This window comes from Vreelandella zhaodongensis, from assembly GCF_013415115.1.
In the GTDB taxonomy this organism is placed as follows: Bacteria; Pseudomonadota; Gammaproteobacteria; order Pseudomonadales; family Halomonadaceae; genus Vreelandella; species Vreelandella zhaodongensis.
Map to the genome: position 1 here is coordinate 1 of NZ_JACCDD010000004.1, position 24,836 is coordinate 24,836.

Genomic DNA, 24,836 nt, shown 5'->3' on the forward strand with positions numbered 1-24,836 from the left:
ACCATAGCGTTCTGGTCGTAGTTATAAGCTTTGAAGCGCGGCATGCTGACCACTCCTCGTCTGTTTCCTCAATCCTACCAAAACTTAGCCGTCAGCGGAGTTTTTCTACAGGCTCAACGCCGCCAGCACGCGCGGCTTTGTAGTGGAGGCGAAGCCGCAACGCAAAAGCCGTCGCTGTGACTGGCATTGTTAGCTACTTTTTTGATACTGGTCATTAATAGCGTCCAAAGTCACTTTGAGTTCAGTAATGATGGCTTCCGCCTCTTCCCGCTGGCCTTCATTGTGCCAAAGCACGTTGAACGACTCCCAGCCAAGAAACTCGATAATCTCTATTATTGCTAGACAAAGACTAGGCAGCCCTGAGACTTCTATAGACCAGCCCTTGGGGATGAAGTGAATGAAATCGTTTCTCAGCTCCTGTAGCTTTTTAACGCACCGATCTTGCTCGGCTGTAGCTGTAAAGCACCTACTCATTACTAGCCGCTCCATGTCCTCTCCTTTAATCTTTTTATAAAGATTAGGAAAGGAGTCAAGGCGCTCTTCCGGCAACGGCTTGTCAGCTCGATACGCTTCCAACCATTTTCCCGCTAGCTTGTCAGGCATAACCGTTAAGTTATTTCCGTTTCTCAACGCCAAAACCATAAAACCCTGTAGGGCATTGTGTGAGGCAATAACTATCCATTTCCATTGATATACATCATTTGCCACCTTAAGAGCGGTATCGCGCATCATCCTTAAGGCTGATACAGATTCTTCAAGCTCATCAGTTCTCAACCAATTTTCCAATGCAGGCACTCTTTTTAGCTAACAGTGATTATACGCCTCGCTACAAAACTCCAATAAACGCGACGGCACATTCATTGGGGTTTTATAGCCACCCAATTTGACTCTACCCCATTGATTCCCAAGAGAGCAAAGCCAATTTTGGCATCCTATCCAAAATTCGCGTGCTTGCGTGTTTTTCCCTGCTCAATAATACTGTATAGATAAACAGTATAAAGAGTGGCTCTTATGAAACTAATGGAACGCGTCAAGACGACCCTACGGGTCAAGCGCTATAGCCTCCGTACTGAGAAAACCTATTGCTACTGGATTCGCTTTTTCATTCGTTTTCACAGAATGCAGCATCCTGCCAATATGGCGGGCAATGAAGTGCGGCAATTTTTGGAATATCTCGCGTTAGAAAGGCGCGTGGCTGCGGCAACACAAAACCAGGCACTCAATGCTATCGTGTTTCTGTATCGCCACGTTCTAGATCAACCGCTGGGTGAGGTGGGTAATTTTAGCCGGGCTAAGCGCCCTAAACGCTTACCTGTCGTGCTTTCCCACCAAGAGGTGATGGATGTGTTTGAGCATCTGTCCGGCTCCATGCTCCTGATTGCATCGCTGATGTACGGCTCGGGGTTACGAGTCTCCGAAGCTTGTCGGTTACGCGTAAAAGATATCGATTTTGCGCGCCACGTCATCACTGTCCGTGCAGGCAAAGGCCATAAAAGCATCGAAACCACCCAAATATACACCCATGTATTGGGGAATGGATTTGCAGGTGTTAGAAGCCCACTCGGTTAGCCAAGTGCATTAATATTTCTAAGAAGCGTGCTATTCACTCAATACCTCACCCCTTGCATCTCTTCTCTCCTCCTCCTAGACTGCTTGGCACTAACTGCTTGACGGGGTGCCGGTGAATCCGGCTGAGATGACGCAGGGCGTATCACTTTGATACCGCCAAGCGCTGGTCCCGCTGAACCTGATCCGGCTAATGCGCTGCGGCTTACACAAGTTTGCAGCACGGGTACCGGCGTAGGGATCAAGCGATGGCCTCGGCTTAGCTTCACGCCACCTTCCGCGCCATCTCCTCGATCTCCGCCCACCTTCCGGATCATTACTCCCGGAGGCATCATGGGCTACCGCTTTACTGATCTTACCAATGCCTGCCATGACGATTGGCGCGCCTATATTGAGCACGATTTTGTCCGTCAGTTGGGTACCGCCGCGCTGCCAGATGCATCGTTTCGCCACTATTTAAAACAGGATTACCTGTTTTTGATTCATTTTGCCCGCGCCTACGCGTTGGCCGCCTATAAAAGCCCTACGCTGGCTGATCTGCGCCAAGCCCATGAAGGTTTAAAAGCCATTGTGGATGTGGAACTGGGCCTGCACGTGGGCTTTTGCCAGGAGTGGGGGATTTCCGAGCAAGAGCTGGCGGAGCTTCCCGAAGCCAGAGCCACCTTGGCGTATACCCGCTATGTACTGGATACCGGCAATCGCGGCGACCTGCTCGATTTGCACGTGGCGCTGGCCCCTTGCCTAGTGGGCTACGGCGAAATTGCCAACTGGCTGAACGCTCAGCCGTTCACCCTGCGCGGCGCACAAAATCCTTTTGATCCCTGGATAGCGATGTACGAAAGCGAGGAGTTCCAGGCCGCCATGCAGGCAGAGCTTGAATGGCTCAACGCCCGCCTTGCCAACGTTACCCCTGCCCGCTTTGCCGAGCTGAGCAAGATCTTCCGCGATGCCACGCGCCTGGAAATCGACTTCTGGCAGATGGGTCTGGATCTGATAGACGACGATCTAACAGACAAAAGTCTCACCCATTAAGCCGACACGACAACCATAATCAACAACGAAGGAAGACGACTGTAATGACTAAGACGTTAAAAACTAAAACCTCAAAAAGTAAAACCAGCCACTTTTTAGCGGAAACTGCCCAGGTCGATGCGGCCGCCATTCAGCCGCTGCCCGCCTCGCGTAAGGTGTACGTTGAAGGCTCACGGCCAGATATCCGCGTGCCGTTTCGGGAAATCACCCTGTCGCCGACTAAAACCAGCAGCATTGATGAAGAGAACCCGCCGCTGCTGGTGTACGACACCTCTGGCCCTTACACCGATCCGGCCGCCAACAATGATTTACGCAAAGGCTTACCCGCCCTGCGCCGCGCCTGGATTGAAGAGCGCGACGATACCGAGTTCCTTGACGGCCCAACCAGTGAGTACGGCAACCGCCGTGCTAACGACCCGACACTTGCTCAGTTGCGTTTTGATTTAACCCGCACCCCGCGCCGGGCAAAACCAGGCAAGAATGTTACCCAACTGCACTATGCGCGCCAGGGCATTATTACCCCTGAAATGGAATTTATTGCTATCCGCGAAAACCAGCGCCGCCAAACATTAGGCACCGCTGAAGTTGAGCGTATTCTTGGTCACCAACATCCTGGCCAAAGCTTTGGTGCAAAATTGCCGGAAGAGATCACGCCGGAATTTGTGCGCGACGAAGTCGCCCGTGGGCGCGCAATTATCCCCAACAATATCAATCACCCAGAATCCGAGCCGATGATTATTGGCCGTAACTTCCTGGTGAAGATTAATGGCAACCTGGGTAACTCGGCAGTTACCTCATCGATTGAAGAAGAAGTCGACAAAATGACCTGGGGTATCCGCTGGGGATCGGACACCATCATGGATCTTTCCACGGGGCAGAATATTCACGAAACCCGCGAATGGATTATCCGTAACTCGCCGGTGCCGATTGGCACAGTGCCGATCTATCAAGCGCTTGAGAAGGTCAACGGCATTGCCGAAAACCTGACCTGGGAAGTCTTCCGCGACACCTTGATTGAACAGGCGGAACAGGGGGTGGATTACTTCACCATTCACGCGGGCGTGTTGTTGCGCTATGTGCCAATGACTGCCAACCGGGTGACCGGCATTGTCAGCCGTGGCGGTTCCATTATGGCTAAATGGTGCTTGTACCATCACCAGGAAAGCTTCCTGTATACCCACTTTGAAGAGATCTGTGAGATCTGTAAGCAGTACGACGTAGCGTTTTCGTTGGGTGACGGCCTGCGCCCCGGCTCAGTCGCCGATGCTAATGACGAAGCGCAGTTCGCCGAACTCGAGACCCTGGGCGAACTAACCAAGATCGCTTGGAAACATGATGTTCAGGTGATGATCGAGGGCCCTGGCCATGTGCCCATGCACTTGATTAAAGAGAACATGGATAAGCAGCTAGAGGCGTGCCATGAGGCACCTTTCTATACGCTTGGCCCACTGACCACCGATATCGCCCCCGGCTACGACCACATTACCTCGGGCATCGGTGCGGCCATGATCGGCTGGTTTGGCTGTGCAATGCTCTGCTATGTGACGCCAAAGGAGCACTTGGGTCTGCCGAATAAAGATGACGTCAAAACCGGCATCATCACCTATAAGATTGCGGCCCACGCAGCGGACTTGGCCAAGGGTCATCCGGCGGCACAGCGTCGCGATAACGCGCTTTCCAAGGCCCGTTTCGAGTTCCGCTGGGAAGACCAGTTTAACCTGGGCCTAGACCCAGATACCGCCCGTGAATTCCACGACGAAACCCTGCCGAAAGATTCCGCCAAGGTGGCGCACTTCTGTTCCATGTGCGGGCCGAAGTTCTGCTCCATGAAGATCAGCCAGGAAGTGCGCGATACCTACCGAGATCGCACACCGGAAAATGCCGCTGAAAGCGACGCCGAGGCAGTTAAGCGCGGCATGCAGGAGCAAGCCGAGAAGTTCCGCCGGGAAGGCAGCGAGCTGTACCAGGAAGTTTAAAACAGCAACCCGCAAACCTCTCTGATAAAAGTGGCTCTTGGGTCTTATACGACCTCAAGGGCCATTTTTTTACCCAGGGAGAGGCTAACTTAATTTAATTTATGTATGATTGTCATTCACTGATAATCCTTTTCAAAATGCTCAATTAAAGCCAACATCTTTCAAAGGACTGACTCTAGATGAAAGCCAAGCTTTCCATAGCTATTTCTCTTGCCCTGTTCAGCGCTGGCGTGCTGAGTGGCTGTAGCGATGATAAAGAATCAACTGCGACGCAGCAGGAAGCACCGAAAAATATCTCATCTCCCATGCTGAAGTATATTCCGGCCGACTCTCCCTACTTCATGGCAACACGTGAAACGATGCCTGAACAAGATGCCTTGGCTCTTTATCAGCGCATGCGCCTTGAAACTGACTTAGATGAACTGCACGACATGCTGCACGAAATAGACGATGACGTGCTGCATTCGCTGATGTCACTTTTAATCGCTATGGGTGAAGAGTTTGTCGATGTTGAAACACTCGATGACATCCATGCACTGGGCTTTAAAATGAGCCCCCAGGTCGCTTTGTACGGGCTCGGTATTTTGCCCATTCTACGCATGGAATTGCAGGACGAAGACGCTTTCCGCGAAACGCTGCAGCGCGTCCTGGCCAATGCTGACCTCAATCCAAGCACGGCGATGACAGACGGAAAAGAGTACTGGGTACTAACCCAAGATGGTCCGATCAAAGCGATCATGGCCATTATCGATAATCAGCTGTTGATGTCTGTCGTACCAGAGAATGTAAGCGATGAGCTGCTATCGGACGTACTGGGTAACACCCTGCCTGACAGCAACATCGGTGATACTGGCGCTCTGGCGGAGATTGAGCAGCGTCATGGCTTTACACCTCGCGGTGCCGGGCAAATTTACTCATCACGCCTGTTGAGTGAGCTGAGTACGCCTACGCATTCAGGTACTCAGGCACTGATGGAGGCGGTTGACGCAGAGCTACTGGATCTGACCGCCTGCCAGGCTGATATTGACCGTATCACCCGCCGCTTCCCGGGCCTTGTAATGGGCATGCGTGAGTATAATCTCGACCGCATGGAGATGAATCTTATCCTGGAAACTGACAAGCATATTGTCAGCGACCTGCGTGCCATGACCGCTCAGGTTCCGGGCCTTGGCAGCTCAGAGGGTATGGCCAGCTTCGGACTGGGCTTGAACCTGCCTGTACTGATGAAGAGTGTTCAAAAGTATGCCCAGGAAATGCGTCAAAACCCCTTCAGCTGCGAGGAATTTCAGGAGCTAAACAACGCCTGGAGTGAGATCAGCGTGGCGATTAACAATCCGGTCTCTATGATGATTGGCCCATCACTGTCCGGCTTCATAGCTCGTCTCAACAGCCTGACCATGAAAAACGGCGAGCCCACCGGTACCGGCATCCTGACCCTCGCTTCACAAAATCCGCTAGCACTGCTGTCTACAGCAAGCGCCTTCGCGCCTGACCTGGGGTCTCTTGGGCTTGAACCAGGCGGAGAAGCCAAGCCTATTGAAAGCATAATGCTGCCGCCAGGCTCACCAAAGCTCTACGCCGCCATGTCTAAAAGCGCCATTACTCTGGGCGTTGGCGTCAGTGATTCCGAGACACTGCAGGCGGAACTACAAGCCCCTGTTTCCGAGCGTGACCTACTGGTTCATGGCCATCTGACAGGTGAGTTCTACCATTCGCTGGCCCAGGTCATCGAGCAGATGCCATACGATGATAGGGAAGAGTTTGATACTGACTTGCTCAAGCAATATGGCGACATCTACGAAAACATCGAGTACTGGTTCAGAGTGGATGATGCAGGCGTTGAAATGAGCTTCTCACTGGAACTGAAATAAAACGGGCTTCCCTTCTACTCCGAAAAACCCGCTGTTGGTCTTACAAGTGATAGCAGCACGTGTTCGTTATACCAACGATCGTTAGCGGGTTTTTCGTCGATAGTCTCGCTGATAGATGTGGCGTTTAGCTGGCTCTTGAGCTTTCTTAATCACTATGAGACCTCAAGGGCCACTTTCAGCACACCATCGCGCTGGTGGGAGAAGAGATCGTAGGCCTCGACAATATCCTCCAGCGCGTAGCGGTGGGTGACCATGGGGCCAAGATCTAGTCGCCCTGCGGCTATAATACTCATCAGCCTGCGCATGCGCTCTTTGCCGCCAGGGCAAAGTGACGTAATGATCTTGTGGTCTCCAAGGCCAGCACAGAAAGCGCCTAGCGGAATCGTCAAGTCTTCAGAGTAAACGCCCAGGCTTGATAGCGTGCCGCCGGGCTTTAACACTCGCAAGGCAGATTCAAAGGTTTGCTGCAAGCCAAGTGCTTCAATCGCAACATCAACGCCGCGTCCCCCCGTGAGCTTCAGAATTTCCTCGACAACATCGACCTTGCGGAAATCCAGCGTCACGTCAGCGCCCATCTGCTTGGCTATCGCCAAACGCTCATCCACACCGTCTACCGCAATAATCATCCCAGCCCCACGCAGCCGTGCACCCGCCGTCGCGCATAGCCCAATCGGCCCTTGAGCAAACACCGCCACGGTGTCGCCAATCTTGATCCCCGCGGCTTCCGCACCGACAAAACCGGTCGACATAATATCGGGGCACATCAGTACTTGTTCGTCGGTTAAGCCATCTGGCACGGGTGAGAGGTTGGCCTGGGCGTCAGGCACCAGTAAGTATTCCGCCTGAGCTCCATCGATCGTATTGCCAAAGCGCCAGCCACCCATTGGTTTATACCCATGGCTGTGGTGGCCGCCATCTTGAGCACTGCAACCATCCTGGCAGGCATAAGAGGTAAAACTGGGGCAGATTGCCCCGGCAATCACCCGCTGTCCTTCTTGGTACCCCTTCACATTGGCTCCCAGTTTTTCAATCACCCCCACCGGCTCATGGCCGATGGTTAAGCCGCGCTCAACGGGGTATTCGCCTTTTAAAATGTGTACGTCGGTGCCGCAAATCGTCGTGGTAGTCACGCGCATCAACGCATCATTGGGGCCAATCTCTGGAATGGGTTTGTCGTCAATTTCAATTCGGCCAGGCTCAACAAAAACAGCCGCTTTCATCATGGTAGGCATAGGACAATTCCTCACAGAGGGTAGTCATGGCACTTCACCATTAAGCGTAGGCTATTAAGCGCTAGCTAATGGCCACTAAAACTGCGCTATATCAAGTTTTAGTGGACTAAATAGACAAGCGCTGCAAGGTCAACTTGCAGCGCTCATTGACGACTTTAATTGCGTCTAAAGTTCTCATCCGGTGAAACCGGCGTAGGCTGGGTTCCTGCATCGTCCAAATCCGCCCATGGCTCGCGAGGCGCTTCGGTACGCGAGCCGGTACGGGCGGCAAACCGCTCACTGTGCAGCGCCTTAAGCAACCCCAGCACCATCAGTATCACCACCACTGAAAACGGCAGTGCCGCCATAATCACCGCCGACTGAAGCGTTTCCAGCCCACCAGCAAGCAGCATAACGGCTGTCAACATCCCCAGTACAGCGCCCCAGATAATCCGGTGCGCCGTGGGCGGCTCGGGATCTCCTCCCGCCAGAATGGTATTAATCACCAACGTGCCCGCGTTAGCAGAGGTGATCAGGTAGGTGGCGATGAGCACCACTAATACAGCCGACAAGCCTACGCCAATAATGCCTAAATTCATGGCCCCCACCGTCGCGAACAGCGCCGTGGCCACATTGTCGTCCACGGCTTGAACAATACCGCCTGCCCCAAACAGTTCGTGATAGAGAGCGGTGCCGCCAAACAGACCAATCCAGATAATCGTGATCACCGTTGGCACCAACAGCACGCCCATCACAAACTCACGGAAGGTGCGCCCACGAGAGACCCGTGCGATGAACATGCCGACAAAAGGCGACCAGGCCAGCCACCACCCCCAGAAGAACACCGTCCACTCTGACTGCCAGCCATCAGACACCGTGGCATTGGTATGAAAGGTCATGCCAAATATGTTTTGTAGGTAGTCACCCGCAGACTCGATGGTTAGTGCGATGAGGTACTGAGTCGGGCCGAACAGCAGCATAAAGCCCACCACTGCAATGCTCAGCCAGAAGTTAGCCTCTGACAGCAGTCGCACGCCGCGCTTGACGCCGGATACAACGGAGAACGTCGCCACACTCATAATCACCGCGGTGATCAGCAATTGGAGAGTGACTGACGACTCCAGCCCAAACACAGCACTTAGGCCTGCATTCATTTGTTGAACACCAAGGCCTAGCGTCGTCGCAATCCCAAACACAGTGCCGAAGACAGCCAACAGGTCGACCATGTCGCCCATTATGCCGTGGTTGTGTTTACCCAAAACCGGCTCTAGCCCAGAGCGCACAGTCAGCGGTAAGTCTCGACGATAAGCGAAATAAGCAAGTACCAGCGCCACAAAGGAGAAAATCGCCCAGCCGTTCAGTCCCCAATGAAAGTACGTCAGACGCATCGCGACACGTGCTGCTTCCGGGCTCATTCCTTCGCCAATAAAGGGGTTTTCTTGGAATTGCAAAATAGGCTGAGCCACCGCCCAGAATAGAATTCCTACCCCAGTGCCCGCAGCAAACAACATCGAAACCCAGGAGAAAAACGTGAACTCTGGCTGTTCATAATCGCCCCCCAAGCGCACGTTCTTATAACGTCCAACCCCCAGCCAAATCATAAAGAACAACAGAAACGCCACCAGCAAGACGTAATACCACTCAAGGAAGGGGTTTAAGGTGCTGCGCATGCGCTCAAGAACGTCAGCGAGATGTTCGGTATAAAAAGCCCCGTAAGCCAGGGCAGCCGCCACCATAATAATAGCGACCAGGGTGACTCGGGCATTCATTCCTTTAAACAGTCCCGAGGTGGCTTGGCGGTACATCACAACTCCCTTATTAATTGGCTTGAATGTTGTGTCATTCTAAAGCATGCCGCGCCGCCAAGCCCACTACTCGCGATGCCGCCTTGTTCCGAAACGTCACTTACACTGATGCTTTGCCCTTGCACTAACACTTTTCATCGAAGTGCATTAGACAAACGTACTTGAGCAAATCCTCTACCGAAAATTGATACCTTCTACCCCTATACTCACACGGGTACCTGCGGCTCCCTGAAGAATTTCTTCGATATCCGCCAATGCACCAATAACCGCTTCTTTACCGGTATTCCTGCTGTAGTTGCATGCTGCCTCTATTTTTGGCCCCATGGAACCCGCCGCAAAATGCATGTCATCCAGCACGTCTGGGTGAGCGCTAGCAATCGCCTTGTGGTTTGGCCCATTCCAGTCGACATAAGCGGCATCAACATCCGTCGCAATGATCAGCAAATCAGCCTGCAACTGCTCAGCGAGAAGGGCTGAACAGAGATCCTTATCGATTACCGCTTCTACACCATAGAGTTTATTATTTTCGTCGTAGGCAGTAGGGATCCCTCCCCCGCCAGCACAAATGACGATAGTGCCTTTTTCCATGAGCCATTTTATCGGGAGAATCTCGAAAATCCTCTTAGGACGCGGGCTGGCAACCACACGGCGGAATTTGTCCCCGTCGGGTGCAATATTCCAGCTTTTTTCCTTAGCCAGGCGCTCGGCTTCATCCGCTGTATAAACCGGGCCTATCGGCTTGCTGGGGTGCTGAAACGCTGGGTCATCAAGGTCAACTTCCACCTGTGTTAATAACGTGGCGAGCGGAACCTCAACCGGCAGCAGATTGCCAAGCTCCTGCTCAATCATGTAACCGATCATGCCTTCCGTTTCTGCTCCTAGCACATCCAGTGGATAGGCGCTGACATCCGTGTAAGCGGCCCCTTGTAGTGCCAGCAATCCAACTTGCGGGCCGTTGCCGTGAGCAATGACCAATTCATTACCTGATGCGATCCTGGCAATTTGTTCACAGGCAATTTTAATATTTCCACGCTGAGCCTCTGCTGTCATCGGCTCTCCCCTGCGTAGCAATGCATTTCCACCTAGTGCAACGACAATTCGCATCGACATTTCTCCTCAGACTCCGCCCAAGGTGGCAACAAGCACCGCCTTGATGGTGTGCATGCGGTTTTCTGCCTGTTCAAACGCAATACAGGCCGGCGACTCGAAGACCTCCTCAGTCACCTCAATGCCATTTGCCAAGTGCGGGTATTGGTCAGCCACCTGCTTGCCGATTTTAGTTTCCGTATTGTGGAAGGCAGGTAAACAGTGCATGAATTTGACGCGCGGATTATCTGAGCACTGCATCAAACTGCTGTTTACCTGATAAGGCAGGAGCTGCTCAATTCGCTCCCCCCAGGCTTCTACTGGCTCACCCATCGAGACCCACACGTCCGTGTGGATAAAATCGACATCTTTAACCGCCGCTTCTGGGTCTTCGGTCAACGTAATAGTGGCTCCACTTTCCTCCGCAAAGCGCTGGCAAGCATCGATGTGCTCTTGGGGGGGCCACAACGCCTTGGGGGCCGCAATGCGCACATCCATGCCAAGCTTGGCACCAATTAAGAGTAGCGATTTGCCCATGTTGTTATGGGCATCACCCACATAGGCATAGCTGATCTGGTGTAACGGCTTTTGTGTATGCTCCCGCATGGTCATCACGTCAGCGAGCATTTGTGTCGGGTGATACTCCTCGGTCAAACCGTTGTAAACCGGCACGCCCGCATAGCTGGCCAGCTCTTCGACAACGTCCTGTTTAAAGCCGCGATATTCGATGGCGTCGTACATGCGACCTAACACACGAGCGGTATCCTTCATGCTCTCTTTATGGCCAATTTGCGAGGAGCCTGGATCAATGAAGGTAATATTGGCGCCTTGGTCGTACGCAGCCACTTCGAAGGCACAGCGGGTGCGGGTTGATGTCTTCTCGAAGATCAGTGCAATATTCTGCCCCTTGAGCAGTTGCTGTTCCGTACCAGAATATTTGGCGCGTTTGAGGTCGCGGGCAAGGTCAAGCAGATAGCACAGCTCACGCTCGCTGTGATGCATGAGGCTAAGCAGGCTACGGTGATGAATATTAAATGCCATGATGAACGCTCTCAGTAGTCAATGGGGTCACGAATGATCGGGCAAGTCATGCAGTGGCCACCGCCACGACCGCGACCAAGCTCGCTGGCGCTAATGGTGATGACCTCTACGCCTGCCTTGCGTAGCAGCGTGTTCGTCGATGTATTGCGGTCGTAGCCAATCACCACGCCGGGCTCGAGTGCCACAACGTTGTTACCGTCATCCCACTGCTCACGCTCTGATTCGAAACTGTCACCGCCCGTTTCCACCACACGCAAGGCGGGCAAACCGAGCGACTCAGCGACCACCTCAAGGAAGCTATTTTCTTCTCGGCGTACATCGATCCCCCCTGGGCGACTCTCATCTGGCCGGAGGCTGAAGGCGACGATATTGCGTACGACTTCAGGAAAAATGGTTACCAGATCGTGGTCACAAAAGCTGAATACGGTATCCAGATGCATCGCCGAGCGCGATTTTGGCAGGCCTGCGACAACGATTCGCTTGGCCGCACCGGCAGAGAATAGCGCTTGTGCCACTTGGCCAATGGCCTGACGAGAGCTGCGTTCGCCCATTCCAATCAGCACAACGCCGTTGCCTATCGGCATCACGTCTCCACCTTCCAGAGTCGCTAGGCCATGATCCACATCAGGATCGCCGTACCAGACCTGAAAGTCGGCTTTTTCAAACTCAGGATGGAATTTGTAGATCGCCGTGGTAAGCAGCGTTTCTTGGCGCCGAGCCTGCCAGTGCATCGGGTTCAATGTCACACCGCCGTAGATCCAGCACGTTGTGTCACGGGTGAACTGAGTATTGGGTAGTGGCGGCAGAATAAAACTTGAATGGCCCAGGTAATCGCGAAACATTTTGAGGATTTCACCTCCCTGGGACCCCGCCATATCATTGCCTGATACCCCGCCGATAAGAAACTCAGCAAGTCGGCGCGGCTCCATCTCATCAAGCCAGGCACGCACTTCATCCTGTAGCCCTAACCCCACTTGATTCGCAGTAATCTTACGATCCAGGAGCCAACTACGTGCCTCGGGGATTTTGAGGGTGTCCGTCAACAGGTTGTGCATTTCCAGCACTTCCACGCCACGCTCACGCATTTTGGTCACAAAATCGAAGTGATCACGCTTGGCTTGGCTGACCCACAGTACGTCGTCGAACAACAAATCATCACAATTACTCGGCGTTAGGCGCTGATGGGCCAACCCTGGCGAGCAGACCATTACCTTACGTAATTTACCTGCTTCGGAATGAACGCCAAGCGTAGGGGTATTGGTAGACATTGCGTTTCTCCTTGTCGCATGCCAGTAGGCACGTATCGCTTAATCATTGGCTTAGCGGCTTGTGGCCACGGCCAACACAACATTGAAATGCTTACGAATCTCAGCCCATCAAAGCTGCCAGACTCAGGCAGGCAAGAATGATCACCGTCAGGATCAACAGCAGCGGCCACATGAATCGCAGCCAGCGTTCATAGGGCACACGCCCAATCGCCAACGCCCCCATGACCACGGCAAAGGTCGGGTTAATCAAGTTCACTAATCCGTTTGCTGACTGATAAGCAGTCACAACCAGGTCTCGCCCTACCCCAGCGAAGTCCGCCATAGGGGCTAGAACAGGCATGCTCATTACCGCCAACCCTGATGAAGAGGGGACAAAAAACGACATCATCACCTGTAACCAATACATCACGTTTATAAAGGCGACGCTGGAAAGCCCACTTACCCGCTCTTCAGACCAATGCAGTAGCGTATCGGTAACAAGGCCGGCATCCATAATGACGACGATCCCTCTGGCCAAGCCGATAATCAGCGCGACACCTAATAGCTCCTTGGCGCCGCCTACAAAGGAGTCGACAAAGCGCACCTCACCCAACCGGGAAACAACACCGACCACCAGGCTGGATGCCAGAAATAGCGCCGTCATTTCCCCCATCCACCAATCGGCCGCCAACACGCCCCACACCATAATGATGAAGGTGCATGCAAACAGCATGAGCACTAGCTTACGAGTACGGGTAAACGGCAGCGTTTCCTCATCGCGCTGACTCAGAAAATACTCGCGATCCGCCTCATACTGATCACTGACAATGGATGCATCGGGGCTGCGGCGAACACGAGCTGCATAGCGCATCACATACAGAACCGTCGCCACGAAACACAACACAAGAATTACCAGCCTCAGAATAAGACCTTCAGTGAAAGGGATACCGGCAGCATCAGAAGCAATGACCGTCGCGAAGGCATTGACGGTTGAACCCAGTACCCCCACGCCTGCCCCTAGCAGGATAATGGCAACGGCCGTTACCGAGTCATAGCCAGCGGCAATGATGATGGGAATTAGCAGCATGTAGAAGGCCAACGTTTCCTCGGCCATTCCATAGGTAGAGCCACCGAGGGCGAATAGCGCCATTAGCAGTGGGATTATCCATTTCTCATGCCCTACCATGCGCTTCATGGCTCGCCCGATACCGGCATCAATCGCTCCGGTCGCCGTCACCACACCAATAAAACCGCCAATAATCAGCACAAAAAGCGCCACATCGATTGCGTTGGCCACATTGGTCGCAGGGTCATAAAGCCCTGCTATTGGGGCCATCAACACATCCCAGGCATTTTGTGGATTAGGCGCTACCTCTTGATAGCTGCCCACCACGGTAACTTCTCGCCCCAATGATTCGTCAAACTCCCGCTCGTACTGACCCGCCGGAACGAACCATGTCATCACCGCAGCGAGGATAGTCAGACTAAATAAAATGGTAAAAGCCGTGGGAAAACGAAAGCGTTTTACTGCTTTATTATCACTCGTTTGTGCATTATCCATTGCTCACCCCCTCTTAATAAATTGCCGCACCATGTACTTACGAGCTAAAGAACAAACGATTATTACGGCACAAGCCACCCATATTTAATTTTCTGCTAATATGACTATAGACGAACATCAGAATAAAAAAATTGATAAGTATCAAAAAACAAACAAAGGCATGATGATTAAAATACATTTATTTAATTAATCAGGCTTTTTTCTGAAAGAGGATTTATTGAAGACTGGATATATTGCAAATACTCTGGAGGGGACACGCTGAATTCGATAGTGTTATACAGGCGGGGAATAAAAACCAACAGCGGAACTATCCGCTGTTGGTTTTAAGCTTCTCGGCTAGCTAGTCGGTTATTTTGTCAATTTATCCTTGACGTCACCTTTGCCTTTCTGCAGTTCACCTTTAACCTGCTGAGCCTTGCCTTTAGCTTCGGTTTTGCTACTGCCGGTCACTTTGCCAGCGACTTCTTTAACTTTGCCAGCGGCTTTGTTGGCTACGCCCTTCACTTTATCATCTTTGCCACTTTCCATGATGCACACCTCTAATCCGTTAGTAAGGAAAACACCTTTGTCCAAGTGAGTATTCACTTCGAATTGCGGCTCCTATGACAGCATAGTCTTTGTGAGCAAAGTTACCTCAATTACTTTTTAAAAGATGTGGTGGCTCCCTCGTAATGAGGTTCACCGTGGTGCCATAGCAAGTCGCTTTTAACAGCCCGAGGCCAGCACATACAAAAGCCCCACCGCTTGAGTAGCGATGGGGCTTAATTTTTTAAGAGGTTGCTTACTTTTAGAAACGATAGCGTAGACCAACGCTGGCCGCGTCGAAGTTGTAAGCAGATTTATCAAGGTAACGCATGTAATCCGCGCCCACTGCTACGTTAGGCGTTATATCCATTTCTGCGCCCGCACCGTAGGAGAACCCCGTTTCACGGTCACGATCAAAATCCACTTCAGTGAAGCCCGCAAGGCCGTATAGACGTAATTCCGGCGCCACGGGGATGATGCCTTTGGCATAGGCACCGGCTAAATGATCCAGCTCAACACCGCCATCAGAACCACCGGTACCTAGATGCCCTTCAAGGGCGAAAAAGTCGTTGAACTGCGCACCACCACGAAGGCGCAAGCCAACGCTGTCTCGGGATGATCCACGATCAGGGTTCAAGTTCCAAAACATCGCATCGCCACCCACATATCCTTGTGGGTATTGAAAGGGTTGTTGCGCTTGGGCTGATGCCGCGAAAGCACCCGCACCAGCCAGAAGCGCTGCAGAAGTGAGTGATAATACGGTCATCTTCATAAGTTAAACCTCAGTTAAAAAACAGTGTTTCCTTACGCTTTTAATTGTGGTTCATACTTAAGGAAAACGCAATCTGTCGACCCAACTTGCATGTAATTTCCTTTTTCTTCTCCTGTTTACCGACCTTTCGAAAGACTCAGCACGATAATGCCGCAAACCACTACAGCCCCCCCTACCAGTTGGCTAGGGCTAAGCATTTGACCTAGCACGAGATAACCGAGTAACAAAGAGGCTACTGGCTCGAAGTTCATCACTGGGGCATTACGCGCCATATCCAGGCGTGGCACAAAAATAAACAGCAGAGAAAAAGCGCTGCCATATAACAAGGCCAACAGCGCCAGTCCTGTCCAGCCGGTACTGTTATCCGGCAAACTCATTCCCCCAGGGACCGCGCCTAGCAACCCGCCTACGATCATGGCAATAAAAACAGTCTGCATGGTCAACAAGCTGCGTAAGGTACTGCCAACCCCAGCCAAACGATGCTCAGTGACCCAAAGCGCGCAAGCAAACGCAAAGGCAGCGCTTAACCCAAACCCAATACCGGTTAGCCACTCAGGTCCCATGGCATCGGCATCCGCTACCCAACTTGGTATATCGAGCACCACTAACAGCCCGATTAAGATGGTGCCCATAATCAGACAACTACGCAGCGAAGGCCGCGGCCCACCCAACGCCCAACTTAACAGAGCCAGCTGAATGGGAAAGGTATTCACCAACAATAACGCGATAACCACCGGCAACCTCGCAACCGCTGAATAGAGGCTCACGCTTTGAATGGCAATCAGAAGTCCTACTGTCAGCTGCCATGGCCATGTGCCGGGCGGTAGCCATAAACGCTTTTTCTGAACGATCACTAGCGTTACCAGAATCAAGCAGGCAACACCCGAGCGCATCAACACCGCTAACAACAGGCCAGTGCCGTTATCAAACGCCAATCGCGCGGAAACATGGTTGGCTGCAAACATGGTAGCCACCGACATCATCAGCAAAATGGCTAGGTGGCGAGGCAGTAACGATGGTGGCGATATAGAAGGCATAGGGCAACGTAGCTCATAGTAGCTAGAGTATTAACCAGGATGCCGACATTTTAGGTAGAAGGCTAACAAAATGCTTGCTGTCGCTGATATCCTGCAGCGCAGCATGTTATACTAAGGTCTAAATACTTTCATGCTGATTATTTTAGAAAGGTGGTTATGAACTCGCCGGTGCTTGTTATTAACTGTGGTTCGTCTTCTATTAAATATGCGCTGATTGACTCAGACCCGGAGGCACCTCGGCTTGCTGGCTTGGCTGAACGCCTGGGCAGCAGCGAAGCTCGCTTAAAAGGCAAAAACAGTGCCGGAGAGAGCTTTACCCAGGCGCTACCTAATGCTGATCACGCTGAAGCGCTGAATTCCATTCTTAAGCGGCTGGAAGGCCGAGTGCCCGGCGCTGTTGGTCACCGTATTGTTCACGGCGGTGAGCATTTTACCCGGGCGGCATTGATTGATGAGAACGTCATCGCTGCCATTGAATCGACAGCCACACTTGCGCCACTGCATAACCCCGCCAACCTCGCGGGTGTTGCCGCGACCCAAAAGGTGTTCCCTGACCTCCCCCAGGTGGCGGTATTTGATACCGCTTTTCACCAGACACTGCCACCTCGCGCCTACCGCTATGCCTTGCCGGATGCGCTGTACACCAAGCACGGCATTCGCCGCTACGGCTTCCATGGCACAAGCCACGCGTATGTCAGCCAACGGGCGGGCGAACTCAGCCACCGTGGCGCGGGCGGCTGGTTAACTGCTCACCTGGGCAATGGCTGTTCCACCAGCGCGGTATGGAATAACCAAAGCCAGGACACCAGTATGGGGTTAACGCCCCTTGAAGGCTTAGTCATGGGCACCCGTAGCGGCGACGTTGATCCAGGGCTACATGCACACCTCCATCGCCAATTGGGCTGGTCGGTGGACGAGATCGACAGTGTGCTCAATCAACAAAGCGGTTTACTAGGCCTTTCTGGTCTAACCAACGACATGCGCGAAGTTGAAGATCAAGCACTTAATGGCCACCCAGGCGCGAAACTAGCGTTAGAGGTATTTTGCTACCGGATAGCTAAGTCGCTAGCGGCCCTCTCCTGTGCCTTACCTAAGCTTGACGGTGTTGTCTTTACCGGCGGTATCGGTGAAAACTCGCCGATTGTGCGCCGCGAGGTGATTGCCCTGCTACCTCACTTTGGTTTCAGCCTAGACAAGGCAGCCAACGAAGGCACTACTCGCGGTAAAGAAGGCCGCTTGAACAGCACTGACCATAACGGCCCAGAGGTGTGGGTGATCCCCACCGATGAAGAGGGTCGTATTGCCATGGAAACCCGCCACTGCGTGGAGTCCCCTGAATGACGAGCGCCTCTGAACAACCCCAAGCTATCTTGCTGGTGCCTACGAGTGTAGGCGCTGGTCTGACATCAGCCTGTCTGGGCTTAATCCAAGCCTTGGACACCATTGGCCTGAAAGCGGGCTTTTTAAAGCCGTTTATGCAGAACGAGCTCAATGGCCCAGGGCTTGACCGCTCAACTGCATTGGTATCGCGGACATTGAGTCAACGTCCACCGTCACCTATTTCCCAGGCGAGGCTCGAGCGCTTGTTGCGCGACGGACAAACCGATGAGCTGATGGAAAATGTGGTCGAGCTATACGATCAAGTCTGCCAACAAGCTTCCCAAGACAGCAGTGCCCTGGATCTGGTCGTGGTGGAAGGGGTTGTTCCCACTCAGCACACCACCTACGCCACCCAAACCAATGCCCAGCTAGCCGACGCTCTGAATGCACGTATTATTCTGGTAGGCACCGGTGACTTACATGAACCGCAACGGCTTGCCGAAGAGCTGGATATGCATGCCAGAAGCTTTGGCGGCGTGAGTTCTAGCCGAACGCTCGGCGGCATTTTAATGCGCATGAAGAACCTGCCTTACGGGCAAGAGGATGACCTGTCTGCCGCCCCAGGCACAATCAAGCCTCGCCTGGAAGAGTCAGTTTTAAAGGCTCTGCGCGGTTACTCGCCTGCCTTAGCGACAGACAGCTTCCATCTCATTGGCGTGGTGCCTTATAGCCATACGCTCAGTGCGCCACGTACCATCGACGTTGCGCGCGCCTTAAACGCTAAGATGCTGAACGAGGGCGAAGCGGTGAGTCGCCGCGTGCTGTCCACCAGCTTATGCGCGCGCAGTGCGGCCAACGCGCTACATATTTTCAAACCAGGCACCCTTGTCGTCGCGTCTGGCGACCGGGACGATGTCGTACTAGCGTCGGCATTGGCGACCATGAATGGCACTCAGTTGGCAGGTGTGTTGCTGACCAATGGCTTCCTACCTAACGACAACATGATTGAAATGTGTCGCCCTGCCCTGAAAACCGGTCTACCCGTATTAGCGGTAGAAACCGACAGCTTAACCACCGCGCAAAACCTCAGCCAGCTCAGCAGTGAAATCCCTATGGACGACTTCGAGCGTGCCGAACAGGTAGCGCGCTATGTGGCCGCTCATATCGATTTAGAGTGGTTAAAAGCCAACCTTAGCCGTGGCTATACACGTCGTCTGTCGCCTTCGGCGTTTCGCCATCAATTGGTTAAAGTCGCCCAACAAGCCAAGAAACGTATTGTTCTACCCGAAGGCGACGAACCACGCACCATTGAAGCAGCTATTATCTGCCAGCGGCGCGGCATTGCCGATTGCGTGCTACTCGGTAAACATGACGATATCGAAAATGTCGCTCGTAACCGCGGCCTGACGCTCCCCGACACCCTCACGATCATCGATCCTGAAAGCACTCGTGCTAATTACATTGGCCCCATGGTCGAGCGTCGCCGCGGCAAGCTGAATGAACTGACAGCCGAAGCCCAACTGCAGGACAACGTCGTACTAGGCACCATGATGCTGCAGTTAGATGAAGTCGATGGCCTCGTATCAGGTGCAGTGCATACCACGGCAAATACCGTGCGCCCAGCGTTTCAGCTGATCAAAACCGCGCCAGAATACAGTCAGGTGTCGTCTATCTTCTTTATGCTGCTGCCGGAACAAGTGGTAGTGTACGGCGATTGCGCAGTTAACCCCGACCCAGACGCTAAAACCCTGGCCGAAATTGCCCTGCAAAGCGCCCGCTCCGCCGAAGCGTTTGGCATTGAACCGCGGGTTGCGATGATCAGCTATTCGACGGGCGATTCCGGTACCGGTGCGGATGTTGATAAAGTGCGTGAAGCTACCCGCATCGCCAAGGAGCGTGCACCGCACCTAGCTATCGACGGCCCGCTGCAATATGACGCCGCCGCCATTGAGAGCGTGGGAAAACAGAAAGCGCCCGACTCCCCTGTTGCTGGCCGCGCTACTGTGTTTGTGTTCCCTGACCTGAACACTGGCAACACGACGTACAAAGCCGTACAACGTAGCGCCCGCGTGGTCAGTGTTGGCCCAATGCTGCAAGGCTTAAACAAGCCGGTTAACGACCTGTCACGTGGTGCATTGGTAGACGATATCGTTTACACCATTGCCCTCACTGCGATTCAAGCCAGCCAGCGGAAAGCGTGAGCAATTAGCTTTAACATATAAACCATTCGCAAAAAGCCGCCCCCTGGTCGATTAAATACGACCAAGTAAATACCAGGGGCGGCTTTTCGTTGACGCTAGCAGGAATCAGTCGTGGGATATCACGCCCACATCGGCACCATGGCTTCCAGCACCATTACCAGGCTCAATGCGGTAATGGTCAAAATCGACACACCAAACACCTTTTTGGCCCAGCGTACGTCATCGCCCAACCGAAAGCCGCATAGCGCTAAATAAAGCCAGTAGCCCCCCATTGCCAAGGCAACAAGCAGGTAGCCCGCTCCCGCTTGGCTGGCCAGCACCAGTGCCAGCGACGCCGGAATAAACGCGATGATGTAGCCAAGAATATGGTGTTTGGCTCGTTTAATGCCATGCACCACCGGCAACACAGGAATCGAGGCACGGCGGTAATCCGCGTAGCGAAAAATGGCAATCGCGTAGGAGTGCGGCATCTGCCATAAGCAGAAAATAACCAGCAGCATCAACGCACCACTATCGAACTGACCAGTGACGGCACAGTAACCCACTACCGGCGGCATCGCCCCAGAGAGACTCCCCACCAACGTGCCGTACTCGGAATGGCGTTTCATATAGAGGCTGTATAACCCCACATAAACGACCCACCCAGTCACCGCCAAAGCAACGGTTAAACCGTTGGTGCCCAGTGCTAGGCATACTATGCCAGCCACACCGAGCAGCGCAGAAGCACTCAGCGCCTGGGTAATAGAGATGCGCCCTTTTACCAAGGGACGATGGCGCGTACGTGCCATCAGTGCATCAATATCGCGGTCGATAACGTTATTGCAGGCACAGCCTGACGCAATAACCAACGCAATCCCTACCATGACAGCAGCAAATGTCATCCAATCGAACGTTCCATGAGCGGCTAAAAAATAGCCCCCCAGCGTTGCGATCAGGTTGCCACCAATGATCCCAGGCTTGGTTAGCGCCACAAGGTCACGCCAACGGCTGGGCGTCACACTTAATCGATCATCATGTTGAGTTGCGGATGCTGCATGATCCATAACGAGCCCCCTACCACCAGGACGGATATCGCCAGTATTAAGACAAAGGGGACTCCGCCCTTTGTCTGCTTTTTTGTTCTTATACGTATGCGTCATCAGCTGAACCAGTATCTGCAGCGCAGCTGTAAGGCGATGACGACCACCGTCTAACGGCGGCACCTACTCTGCCGTTTATGAAACGACATCACGGCTAGCACTTAAGATAGCAGAAGTGAGCCTACTTATGATTTAACGCTTCACGCGGAAAATTCAACAATATTCCCAGTCACCTGCAAATAGCAGGTGTTAAGCAACCGTCACGTTAAGCGATGCCAGCGGATAGCGGTCTAGCAAATCAGGCGCGCGTTCATCGTCAGTGACGACAACATCGAAATCAGCTAAAGAAGCGAAATAGGCTGGGCGCACTAGCCCAAACTTACTGGAATCGACCACTAACAAACGCTGCATGGCGGTCGCAATGGCGGCTTGTTTTGGCGCCACCTCGTGAAAATGAAAGCAGCTCACCCCCCGCTCACAATCCACACCCGCCGCAGAAATCAGTGCTTTATTAATGCCTAAACGCTCAATAGCAGCCCGCATGCCATCACTGCCAAAAGACTGCGATGAGGCGTAAAACAACCCACCTAGCAGCACTAACCGCACATTAGGCAGCGCGGCCACTGAGTTAGCCACGTTAAGGGCATACGTCACCACGGTGAGCTCGCGGAAATGGCTAAGCTGGCTAAGCAATGGAATCAGTGTTGAACCACAGTCAATGAATAGCGTATCGCCTTCTTCAATAAAGCTAGCAACCCGCTGACAGAGACGGTGCTTAATCTGATAGTGACTGGCCTGCTGCTCGGTAAGGTCGTACACCGGTGTCACGCCTGGGTAGCTTGCCATGACTAACCGACCACCCAGCAAGCTAATCGCCGAGGGCTGCGTAGTGACATCCCGGCGGATTGTCATTTCAGAAACGCCGCACAGCTCAGCAGCATCGCGCAGATGCAATGTTCCTCCGCTAGCAAGTGCTTCTTGCAACATTGCCAGACGCTGAGCACTTCGGTCGTTCATGGCAAATTTCTCCTGTTGGCACCCTACGTTCAGGACTCATTTTGTTATCAATGGTTAGCAAGTCTTTGAAACCTATGCTGAGCCAGAGTAAGCGTTATTTCCACTGCCAGACAGCGTTATTAGACCATTTGAGAGGTAAGCCACATTTAAAGACTTTTCGTGTTTCTTTGCTTGCAAATACACGTTAAAAAAATAACACTCAATGTTATAATTATAACATCAACGCCAGCCCAAACGACCCATAACATCGGTATGCCACATGTAGGTGGCGCCGAAACAACCCTGTTGAGGCTTACATGACTGCTCAAACACACGCTCGTTCTTCTGCTTTCGTCACGCTTGGCGCTGGCGCTTTACTGGCAGGCTCTGCGTTGGCAATGCCAGCATTAGCAAACGATACTCCTTCCTCACCAACGGCTCCCCTTTGGTCGTTTGCCAACGTGTCGGTGAACTACTTGGATTGGTCTAGCGGTACTGAAGCGCGAACAGCTAATAACGCAGCAAAAAGCGACTTCACGTTTGTCGAAATCGAAGGCGGTGTAGGATATAGCTGGGGGGAGTTCTACGGCTTCTTCGATTTCGAGAACCCAACCAACGATCAGTTTGATGAATCGAGTGGCGGTAAAGACAACTTTCGAACTGCCGGAAAAATCACCTCGCATATTTATTTAGGTGACAGCCCACTATCGCTTTACGCCCACGTCTACGACTTCCGGGACTACGGTTTTAACGCCCGTGAACAGGATCAAATTCTCGGTCTGGGCTACCGCACAACCTTTGCCAATGGCCTATGGTTCAAACCGTTTATTGGTGCCGCACGGGTACAAAGTGATGGCTATACAGGCATGAATGGTTACATGGCAGGCTGGGTAGCAGGTTATGACTTTGTGGCCGTAGACCAGAACTTCAGTGTGACAAACTGGCATGAACAGACCTTTGGGCGTGACAGTGACTACCTGTCTCAGAACTTTGTTAATGGCACAGCAGGTAGTGTGGGTACCAACGGCGCTCTGAGCCTGTGGTGGCACCCTTCAGACCTGATTACTACCGGCGTGCAGTACCGCTATGCAGAGAATAAGCTGGGTACCCCGAACGCTTACCAAAATGCGATGATTTACTCAGTAAAGCTAAACTTACTGTAATCACTCCACTTCAAACGCTCGGAAGGTACCCACATGACCCTCATCATGAGCCTGGTAGGCATGGTTACGCTGGTAACCATCGCACTGATCTTCTCTTACGACCGTAAATCGATTCGGCTGCGCACCGTGCTCGGCGCGTTTGCCATTCAGGCAGGTATTGGTGCATTTGTTCTATACGTGCCATTTGGCCAAGCAGTGCTGCAAGCTATCTCGTCCGGCGTCAGCCAAGTATTGGTTTATGCAAATGACGGCATCGGCTTTCTGTTTGGTGGCTTAGCCGATGTCGATAACGTCGGTTTTGTGTTCGCCATTAAAGTATTGCCCGTGATTATCTTTTTCTCATCACTCATCGCGGTGCTTTATTACATTGGCATTATGCAGTGGATCATTCGGATTTTAGGCGGCGCACTACAGAAAGCACTTGGCACCTCACGTACCGAATCGCTTTCTGCCACGGCAAATATCTTTGTTGGCCAAACTGAAGCACCGCTGGTGGTTCGCCCGTTTATCGCCCGCATGACCCCTTCGCAGCTATTTGCAGTGATGTGCGGTGGCCTAGCATCAGTGGCTGGTTCGATACTGGCTGGCTACGCTGCTCTGGGCATTCCCATGGAGTACTTGATTGCCGCCTCATTTATGGCAGCCCCCGGTGGCCTGCTATTTGCTAAGCTAATCATGCCAGAGACCCAGGACGCAGGAGAGAGCGACAGCGTCTCTAAGGTAGAGGAGGAGCTTAAAGAGCAAGATGACAAGCCCGCCAACGTACTGGATGCTGCCGCAGCGGGAGCGACGTCGGGCATGAAACTTGCCGCTAATGTGGGTGCCATGTTGCTCGCCTTTATTGCCCTTATCGCCCTTGTGAACGGTATTTTAGGCGGCATTGGCGGCTGGTTTGGCTTTGAATCACTTAGCCTTGAGCTGATTCTAGGCTGGCTGTTTGCCCCCCTGGCCTTCCTGCTCGGTGTCCCTTGGGAAGAAGCTGCATTCGCCGGTTCGTTTATCGGCCAAAAACTGGTGGTTAACGAGTTTGTCGCCTACCTCAATCTTGCACCATATATTAGTGGGGAACAGGTTGTCGCCTCAACGGGTCAAATGATGACGCCTCACACCATGGCGATTCTTTCCTTTGCGCTGTGCGGCTTTGCTAACCTTTCGTCGATTGCCATTCTATTGGGCGGTCTAGGAAGCATTGCACCTACCCGTCGTAAAGAGATTGCCCGCTTTGGCGTTAAAGCCGTACTGGCAGGTACACTCTCTAACCTGATGTCGGCATCCATTGCTGGCTTCTTTATCGCGTTGAGCAGTATGACAGCCTGACGCAGCGAGTACGCCACAACGCAACGGGCG

At 52.8% G+C, this 24,836-nt stretch carries 20 protein-coding genes and 1 riboswitch; of the genes, 8 read left to right on the forward strand and 12 right to left on the reverse strand.

The genetic code is table 11. The features are described 5' to 3' along the window. Positions 1-189: 189 nt before the first annotated feature. Positions 190-786, reverse strand: a complete 597-nt coding sequence (locus HZS79_RS08160) for a hypothetical protein (protein ID WP_179927560.1) — start codon at positions 784-786, stop codon at positions 190-192. 225 nt (positions 787-1,011) lie between these two features. Between HZS79_RS08160 and HZS79_RS08165 the strand changes: the two genes are divergently transcribed. The 4 genes from HZS79_RS08165 (at position 1,012) to HZS79_RS08180 (ending at position 6,445) form a co-directional block, all read left to right on the forward strand. Then, complete coding sequence (locus HZS79_RS08165) at positions 1,012-1,569, forward strand: phage integrase N-terminal SAM-like domain-containing protein (protein WP_179927561.1); 558 nt, start codon at positions 1,012-1,014, stop codon at positions 1,567-1,569. Positions 1,570-1,661: 92 nt separating this feature from the next. Further along, positions 1,662-1,824: riboswitch (TPP riboswitch) on the forward strand. Between the two features lie 75 nt (positions 1,825-1,899). Then, on the forward strand, positions 1,900-2,598 hold the full coding sequence (gene tenA, locus HZS79_RS08170; protein WP_179927562.1) for a thiaminase II: 699 nt from the start codon (positions 1,900-1,902) through the stop codon (positions 2,596-2,598). Positions 2,599-2,642: 44 nt separating this feature from the next. Next, positions 2,643-4,574, forward strand: a complete 1,932-nt coding sequence (gene thiC / locus HZS79_RS08175) for a phosphomethylpyrimidine synthase ThiC (RefSeq protein ID WP_246311438.1) — start codon at positions 2,643-2,645, stop codon at positions 4,572-4,574. A 179-nt stretch (positions 4,575-4,753) separates the two neighbouring features. Next, a complete protein-coding gene (locus HZS79_RS08180; RefSeq protein WP_179927563.1) occupies positions 4,754-6,445 on the forward strand; it encodes a hypothetical protein in 1,692 nt (563 codons plus the stop codon). A 152-nt stretch (positions 6,446-6,597) separates the two neighbouring features. On the opposite strand, the gene HZS79_RS08185 is transcribed toward HZS79_RS08180, so the two are convergent. The 9 genes from HZS79_RS08185 to HZS79_RS08225 form a co-directional block, all read right to left on the reverse strand. Beyond that, positions 6,598-7,677: an NAD(P)-dependent alcohol dehydrogenase gene (locus tag HZS79_RS08185; protein ID WP_179927564.1), complete on the reverse strand. Its 1,080-nt coding sequence runs from the start codon at positions 7,675-7,677 to the stop codon at positions 6,598-6,600. 155 nt (positions 7,678-7,832) lie between these two features. Next, complete coding sequence (locus HZS79_RS08190) at positions 7,833-9,461, reverse strand: BCCT family transporter (RefSeq protein WP_179927565.1); 1,629 nt, start codon at positions 9,459-9,461, stop codon at positions 7,833-7,835. Positions 9,462-9,635: 174 nt separating this feature from the next. Continuing rightward, entirely contained in the window at positions 9,636-10,565 is a 930-nt protein-coding gene (arcC, locus tag HZS79_RS08195; RefSeq protein ID WP_179927566.1) for a carbamate kinase, read from the reverse strand. A 12-nt stretch (positions 10,566-10,577) separates the two neighbouring features. After that, positions 10,578-11,588 (reverse strand): ornithine carbamoyltransferase, encoded by a 1,011-nt coding sequence (locus HZS79_RS08200; protein WP_179927567.1) that lies wholly within the window; start codon positions 11,586-11,588, stop codon positions 10,578-10,580. 11 nt (positions 11,589-11,599) lie between these two features. Continuing rightward, complete coding sequence (gene arcA / locus HZS79_RS08205; RefSeq protein ID WP_179927568.1) at positions 11,600-12,856, reverse strand: arginine deiminase; 1,257 nt, start codon at positions 12,854-12,856, stop codon at positions 11,600-11,602. 100 nt (positions 12,857-12,956) lie between these two features. After that, a complete protein-coding gene (locus HZS79_RS08210; protein WP_162219024.1) occupies positions 12,957-14,396 on the reverse strand; it encodes a YfcC family protein in 1,440 nt (479 codons plus the stop codon). 348 nt (positions 14,397-14,744) lie between these two features. Further along, a complete protein-coding gene (locus HZS79_RS08215; protein ID WP_162219025.1) occupies positions 14,745-14,924 on the reverse strand; it encodes a CsbD family protein in 180 nt (59 codons plus the stop codon). A 259-nt stretch (positions 14,925-15,183) separates the two neighbouring features. Continuing rightward, entirely contained in the window at positions 15,184-15,693 is a 510-nt protein-coding gene (locus HZS79_RS08220) for a porin family protein (RefSeq protein WP_162219026.1), read from the reverse strand. Positions 15,694-15,809: 116 nt separating this feature from the next. Then, the gene (locus HZS79_RS08225; RefSeq protein ID WP_179927569.1) at positions 15,810-16,730 is read right to left on the reverse strand and encodes an EamA family transporter; all 921 of its coding nucleotides are present in this window, start codon (positions 16,728-16,730) and stop codon (positions 15,810-15,812) included. A 156-nt stretch (positions 16,731-16,886) separates the two neighbouring features. Here HZS79_RS08225 and HZS79_RS08230 point away from each other — a divergent pair, with 156 nt between their 5' ends. Together HZS79_RS08230 and pta are read left to right on the forward strand one after the other, a co-directional pair. After that, the gene (locus tag HZS79_RS08230; protein ID WP_179927570.1) at positions 16,887-18,071 is read left to right on the forward strand and encodes an acetate/propionate family kinase; all 1,185 of its coding nucleotides are present in this window, start codon (positions 16,887-16,889) and stop codon (positions 18,069-18,071) included. After that, positions 18,068-20,251, forward strand: coding sequence for a phosphate acetyltransferase (gene pta / locus HZS79_RS08235; protein WP_179927571.1), 2,184 nt, complete (start codon positions 18,068-18,070; stop codon positions 20,249-20,251). The genes HZS79_RS08230 and pta overlap by 4 nt, the downstream gene beginning before the upstream one ends. Positions 20,252-20,370: 119 nt before the next feature. On the opposite strand, the gene cyoE is transcribed toward pta, so the two are convergent. Both cyoE and HZS79_RS08245 read right to left on the reverse strand, forming a co-directional pair. Beyond that, positions 20,371-21,294, reverse strand: coding sequence for a heme o synthase (gene cyoE / locus HZS79_RS08240; RefSeq protein ID WP_162219030.1), 924 nt, complete (start codon positions 21,292-21,294; stop codon positions 20,371-20,373). Between the two features lie 285 nt (positions 21,295-21,579). Next, entirely contained in the window at positions 21,580-22,347 is a 768-nt protein-coding gene (locus HZS79_RS08245; protein WP_162219031.1) for a DeoR/GlpR family DNA-binding transcription regulator, read from the reverse strand. A gap of 296 nt (positions 22,348-22,643) precedes the next feature. Here HZS79_RS08245 and HZS79_RS08250 point away from each other — a divergent pair, with 296 nt between their 5' ends. Next, the gene (locus tag HZS79_RS08250) at positions 22,644-23,489 is read left to right on the forward strand and encodes an outer membrane protein OmpK (RefSeq protein ID WP_162219032.1); all 846 of its coding nucleotides are present in this window, start codon (positions 22,644-22,646) and stop codon (positions 23,487-23,489) included. Between the two features lie 33 nt (positions 23,490-23,522). Next, a complete protein-coding gene (locus HZS79_RS08255; RefSeq protein WP_162219033.1) occupies positions 23,523-24,806 on the forward strand; it encodes a NupC/NupG family nucleoside CNT transporter in 1,284 nt (427 codons plus the stop codon). The last annotated feature ends 30 nt before the right edge of the window (positions 24,807-24,836 follow it).

Coding starts and splice junctions, on each gene's coding strand:
- tenA (WP_179927562.1), top strand. CDS start 1,900: ATGGGCTACCGCTTTACTGATCTTACCAATGCCTGCCATGACGATTGG.
- HZS79_RS08185 (WP_179927564.1), bottom strand. CDS start 7,677: ATGCCTACCATGATGAAAGCGGCTGTTTTTGTTGAGCCTGGCCGAATT.
- HZS79_RS08190 (WP_179927565.1), bottom strand. CDS start 9,461: ATGTACCGCCAAGCCACCTCGGGACTGTTTAAAGGAATGAATGCCCGA.
- arcC (WP_179927566.1), bottom strand. CDS start 10,565: ATGCGAATTGTCGTTGCACTAGGTGGAAATGCATTGCTACGCAGGGGA.
- HZS79_RS08180 (WP_179927563.1), top strand. CDS start 4,754: ATGAAAGCCAAGCTTTCCATAGCTATTTCTCTTGCCCTGTTCAGCGCT.
- HZS79_RS08215 (WP_162219025.1), bottom strand. CDS start 14,924: ATGGAAAGTGGCAAAGATGATAAAGTGAAGGGCGTAGCCAACAAAGCC.
- HZS79_RS08200 (WP_179927567.1), bottom strand. CDS start 11,588: ATGGCATTTAATATTCATCACCGTAGCCTGCTTAGCCTCATGCATCAC.
- HZS79_RS08250 (WP_162219032.1), top strand. CDS start 22,644: ATGACTGCTCAAACACACGCTCGTTCTTCTGCTTTCGTCACGCTTGGC.
- HZS79_RS08225 (WP_179927569.1), bottom strand. CDS start 16,730: ATGCCTTCTATATCGCCACCATCGTTACTGCCTCGCCACCTAGCCATT.
- thiC (WP_246311438.1), top strand. CDS start 2,643: ATGACTAAGACGTTAAAAACTAAAACCTCAAAAAGTAAAACCAGCCAC.
- cyoE (WP_162219030.1), bottom strand. CDS start 21,294: ATGGATCATGCAGCATCCGCAACTCAACATGATGATCGATTAAGTGTG.
- arcA (WP_179927568.1), bottom strand. CDS start 12,856: ATGTCTACCAATACCCCTACGCTTGGCGTTCATTCCGAAGCAGGTAAA.
- HZS79_RS08245 (WP_162219031.1), bottom strand. CDS start 22,347: ATGAACGACCGAAGTGCTCAGCGTCTGGCAATGTTGCAAGAAGCACTT.
- HZS79_RS08220 (WP_162219026.1), bottom strand. CDS start 15,693: ATGAAGATGACCGTATTATCACTCACTTCTGCAGCGCTTCTGGCTGGT.
- HZS79_RS08210 (WP_162219024.1), bottom strand. CDS start 14,396: ATGGATAATGCACAAACGAGTGATAATAAAGCAGTAAAACGCTTTCGT.
- pta (WP_179927571.1), top strand. CDS start 18,068: ATGACGAGCGCCTCTGAACAACCCCAAGCTATCTTGCTGGTGCCTACG.
- HZS79_RS08255 (WP_162219033.1), top strand. CDS start 23,523: ATGACCCTCATCATGAGCCTGGTAGGCATGGTTACGCTGGTAACCATC.
- HZS79_RS08230 (WP_179927570.1), top strand. CDS start 16,887: ATGAACTCGCCGGTGCTTGTTATTAACTGTGGTTCGTCTTCTATTAAA.
- HZS79_RS08165 (WP_179927561.1), top strand. CDS start 1,012: ATGAAACTAATGGAACGCGTCAAGACGACCCTACGGGTCAAGCGCTAT.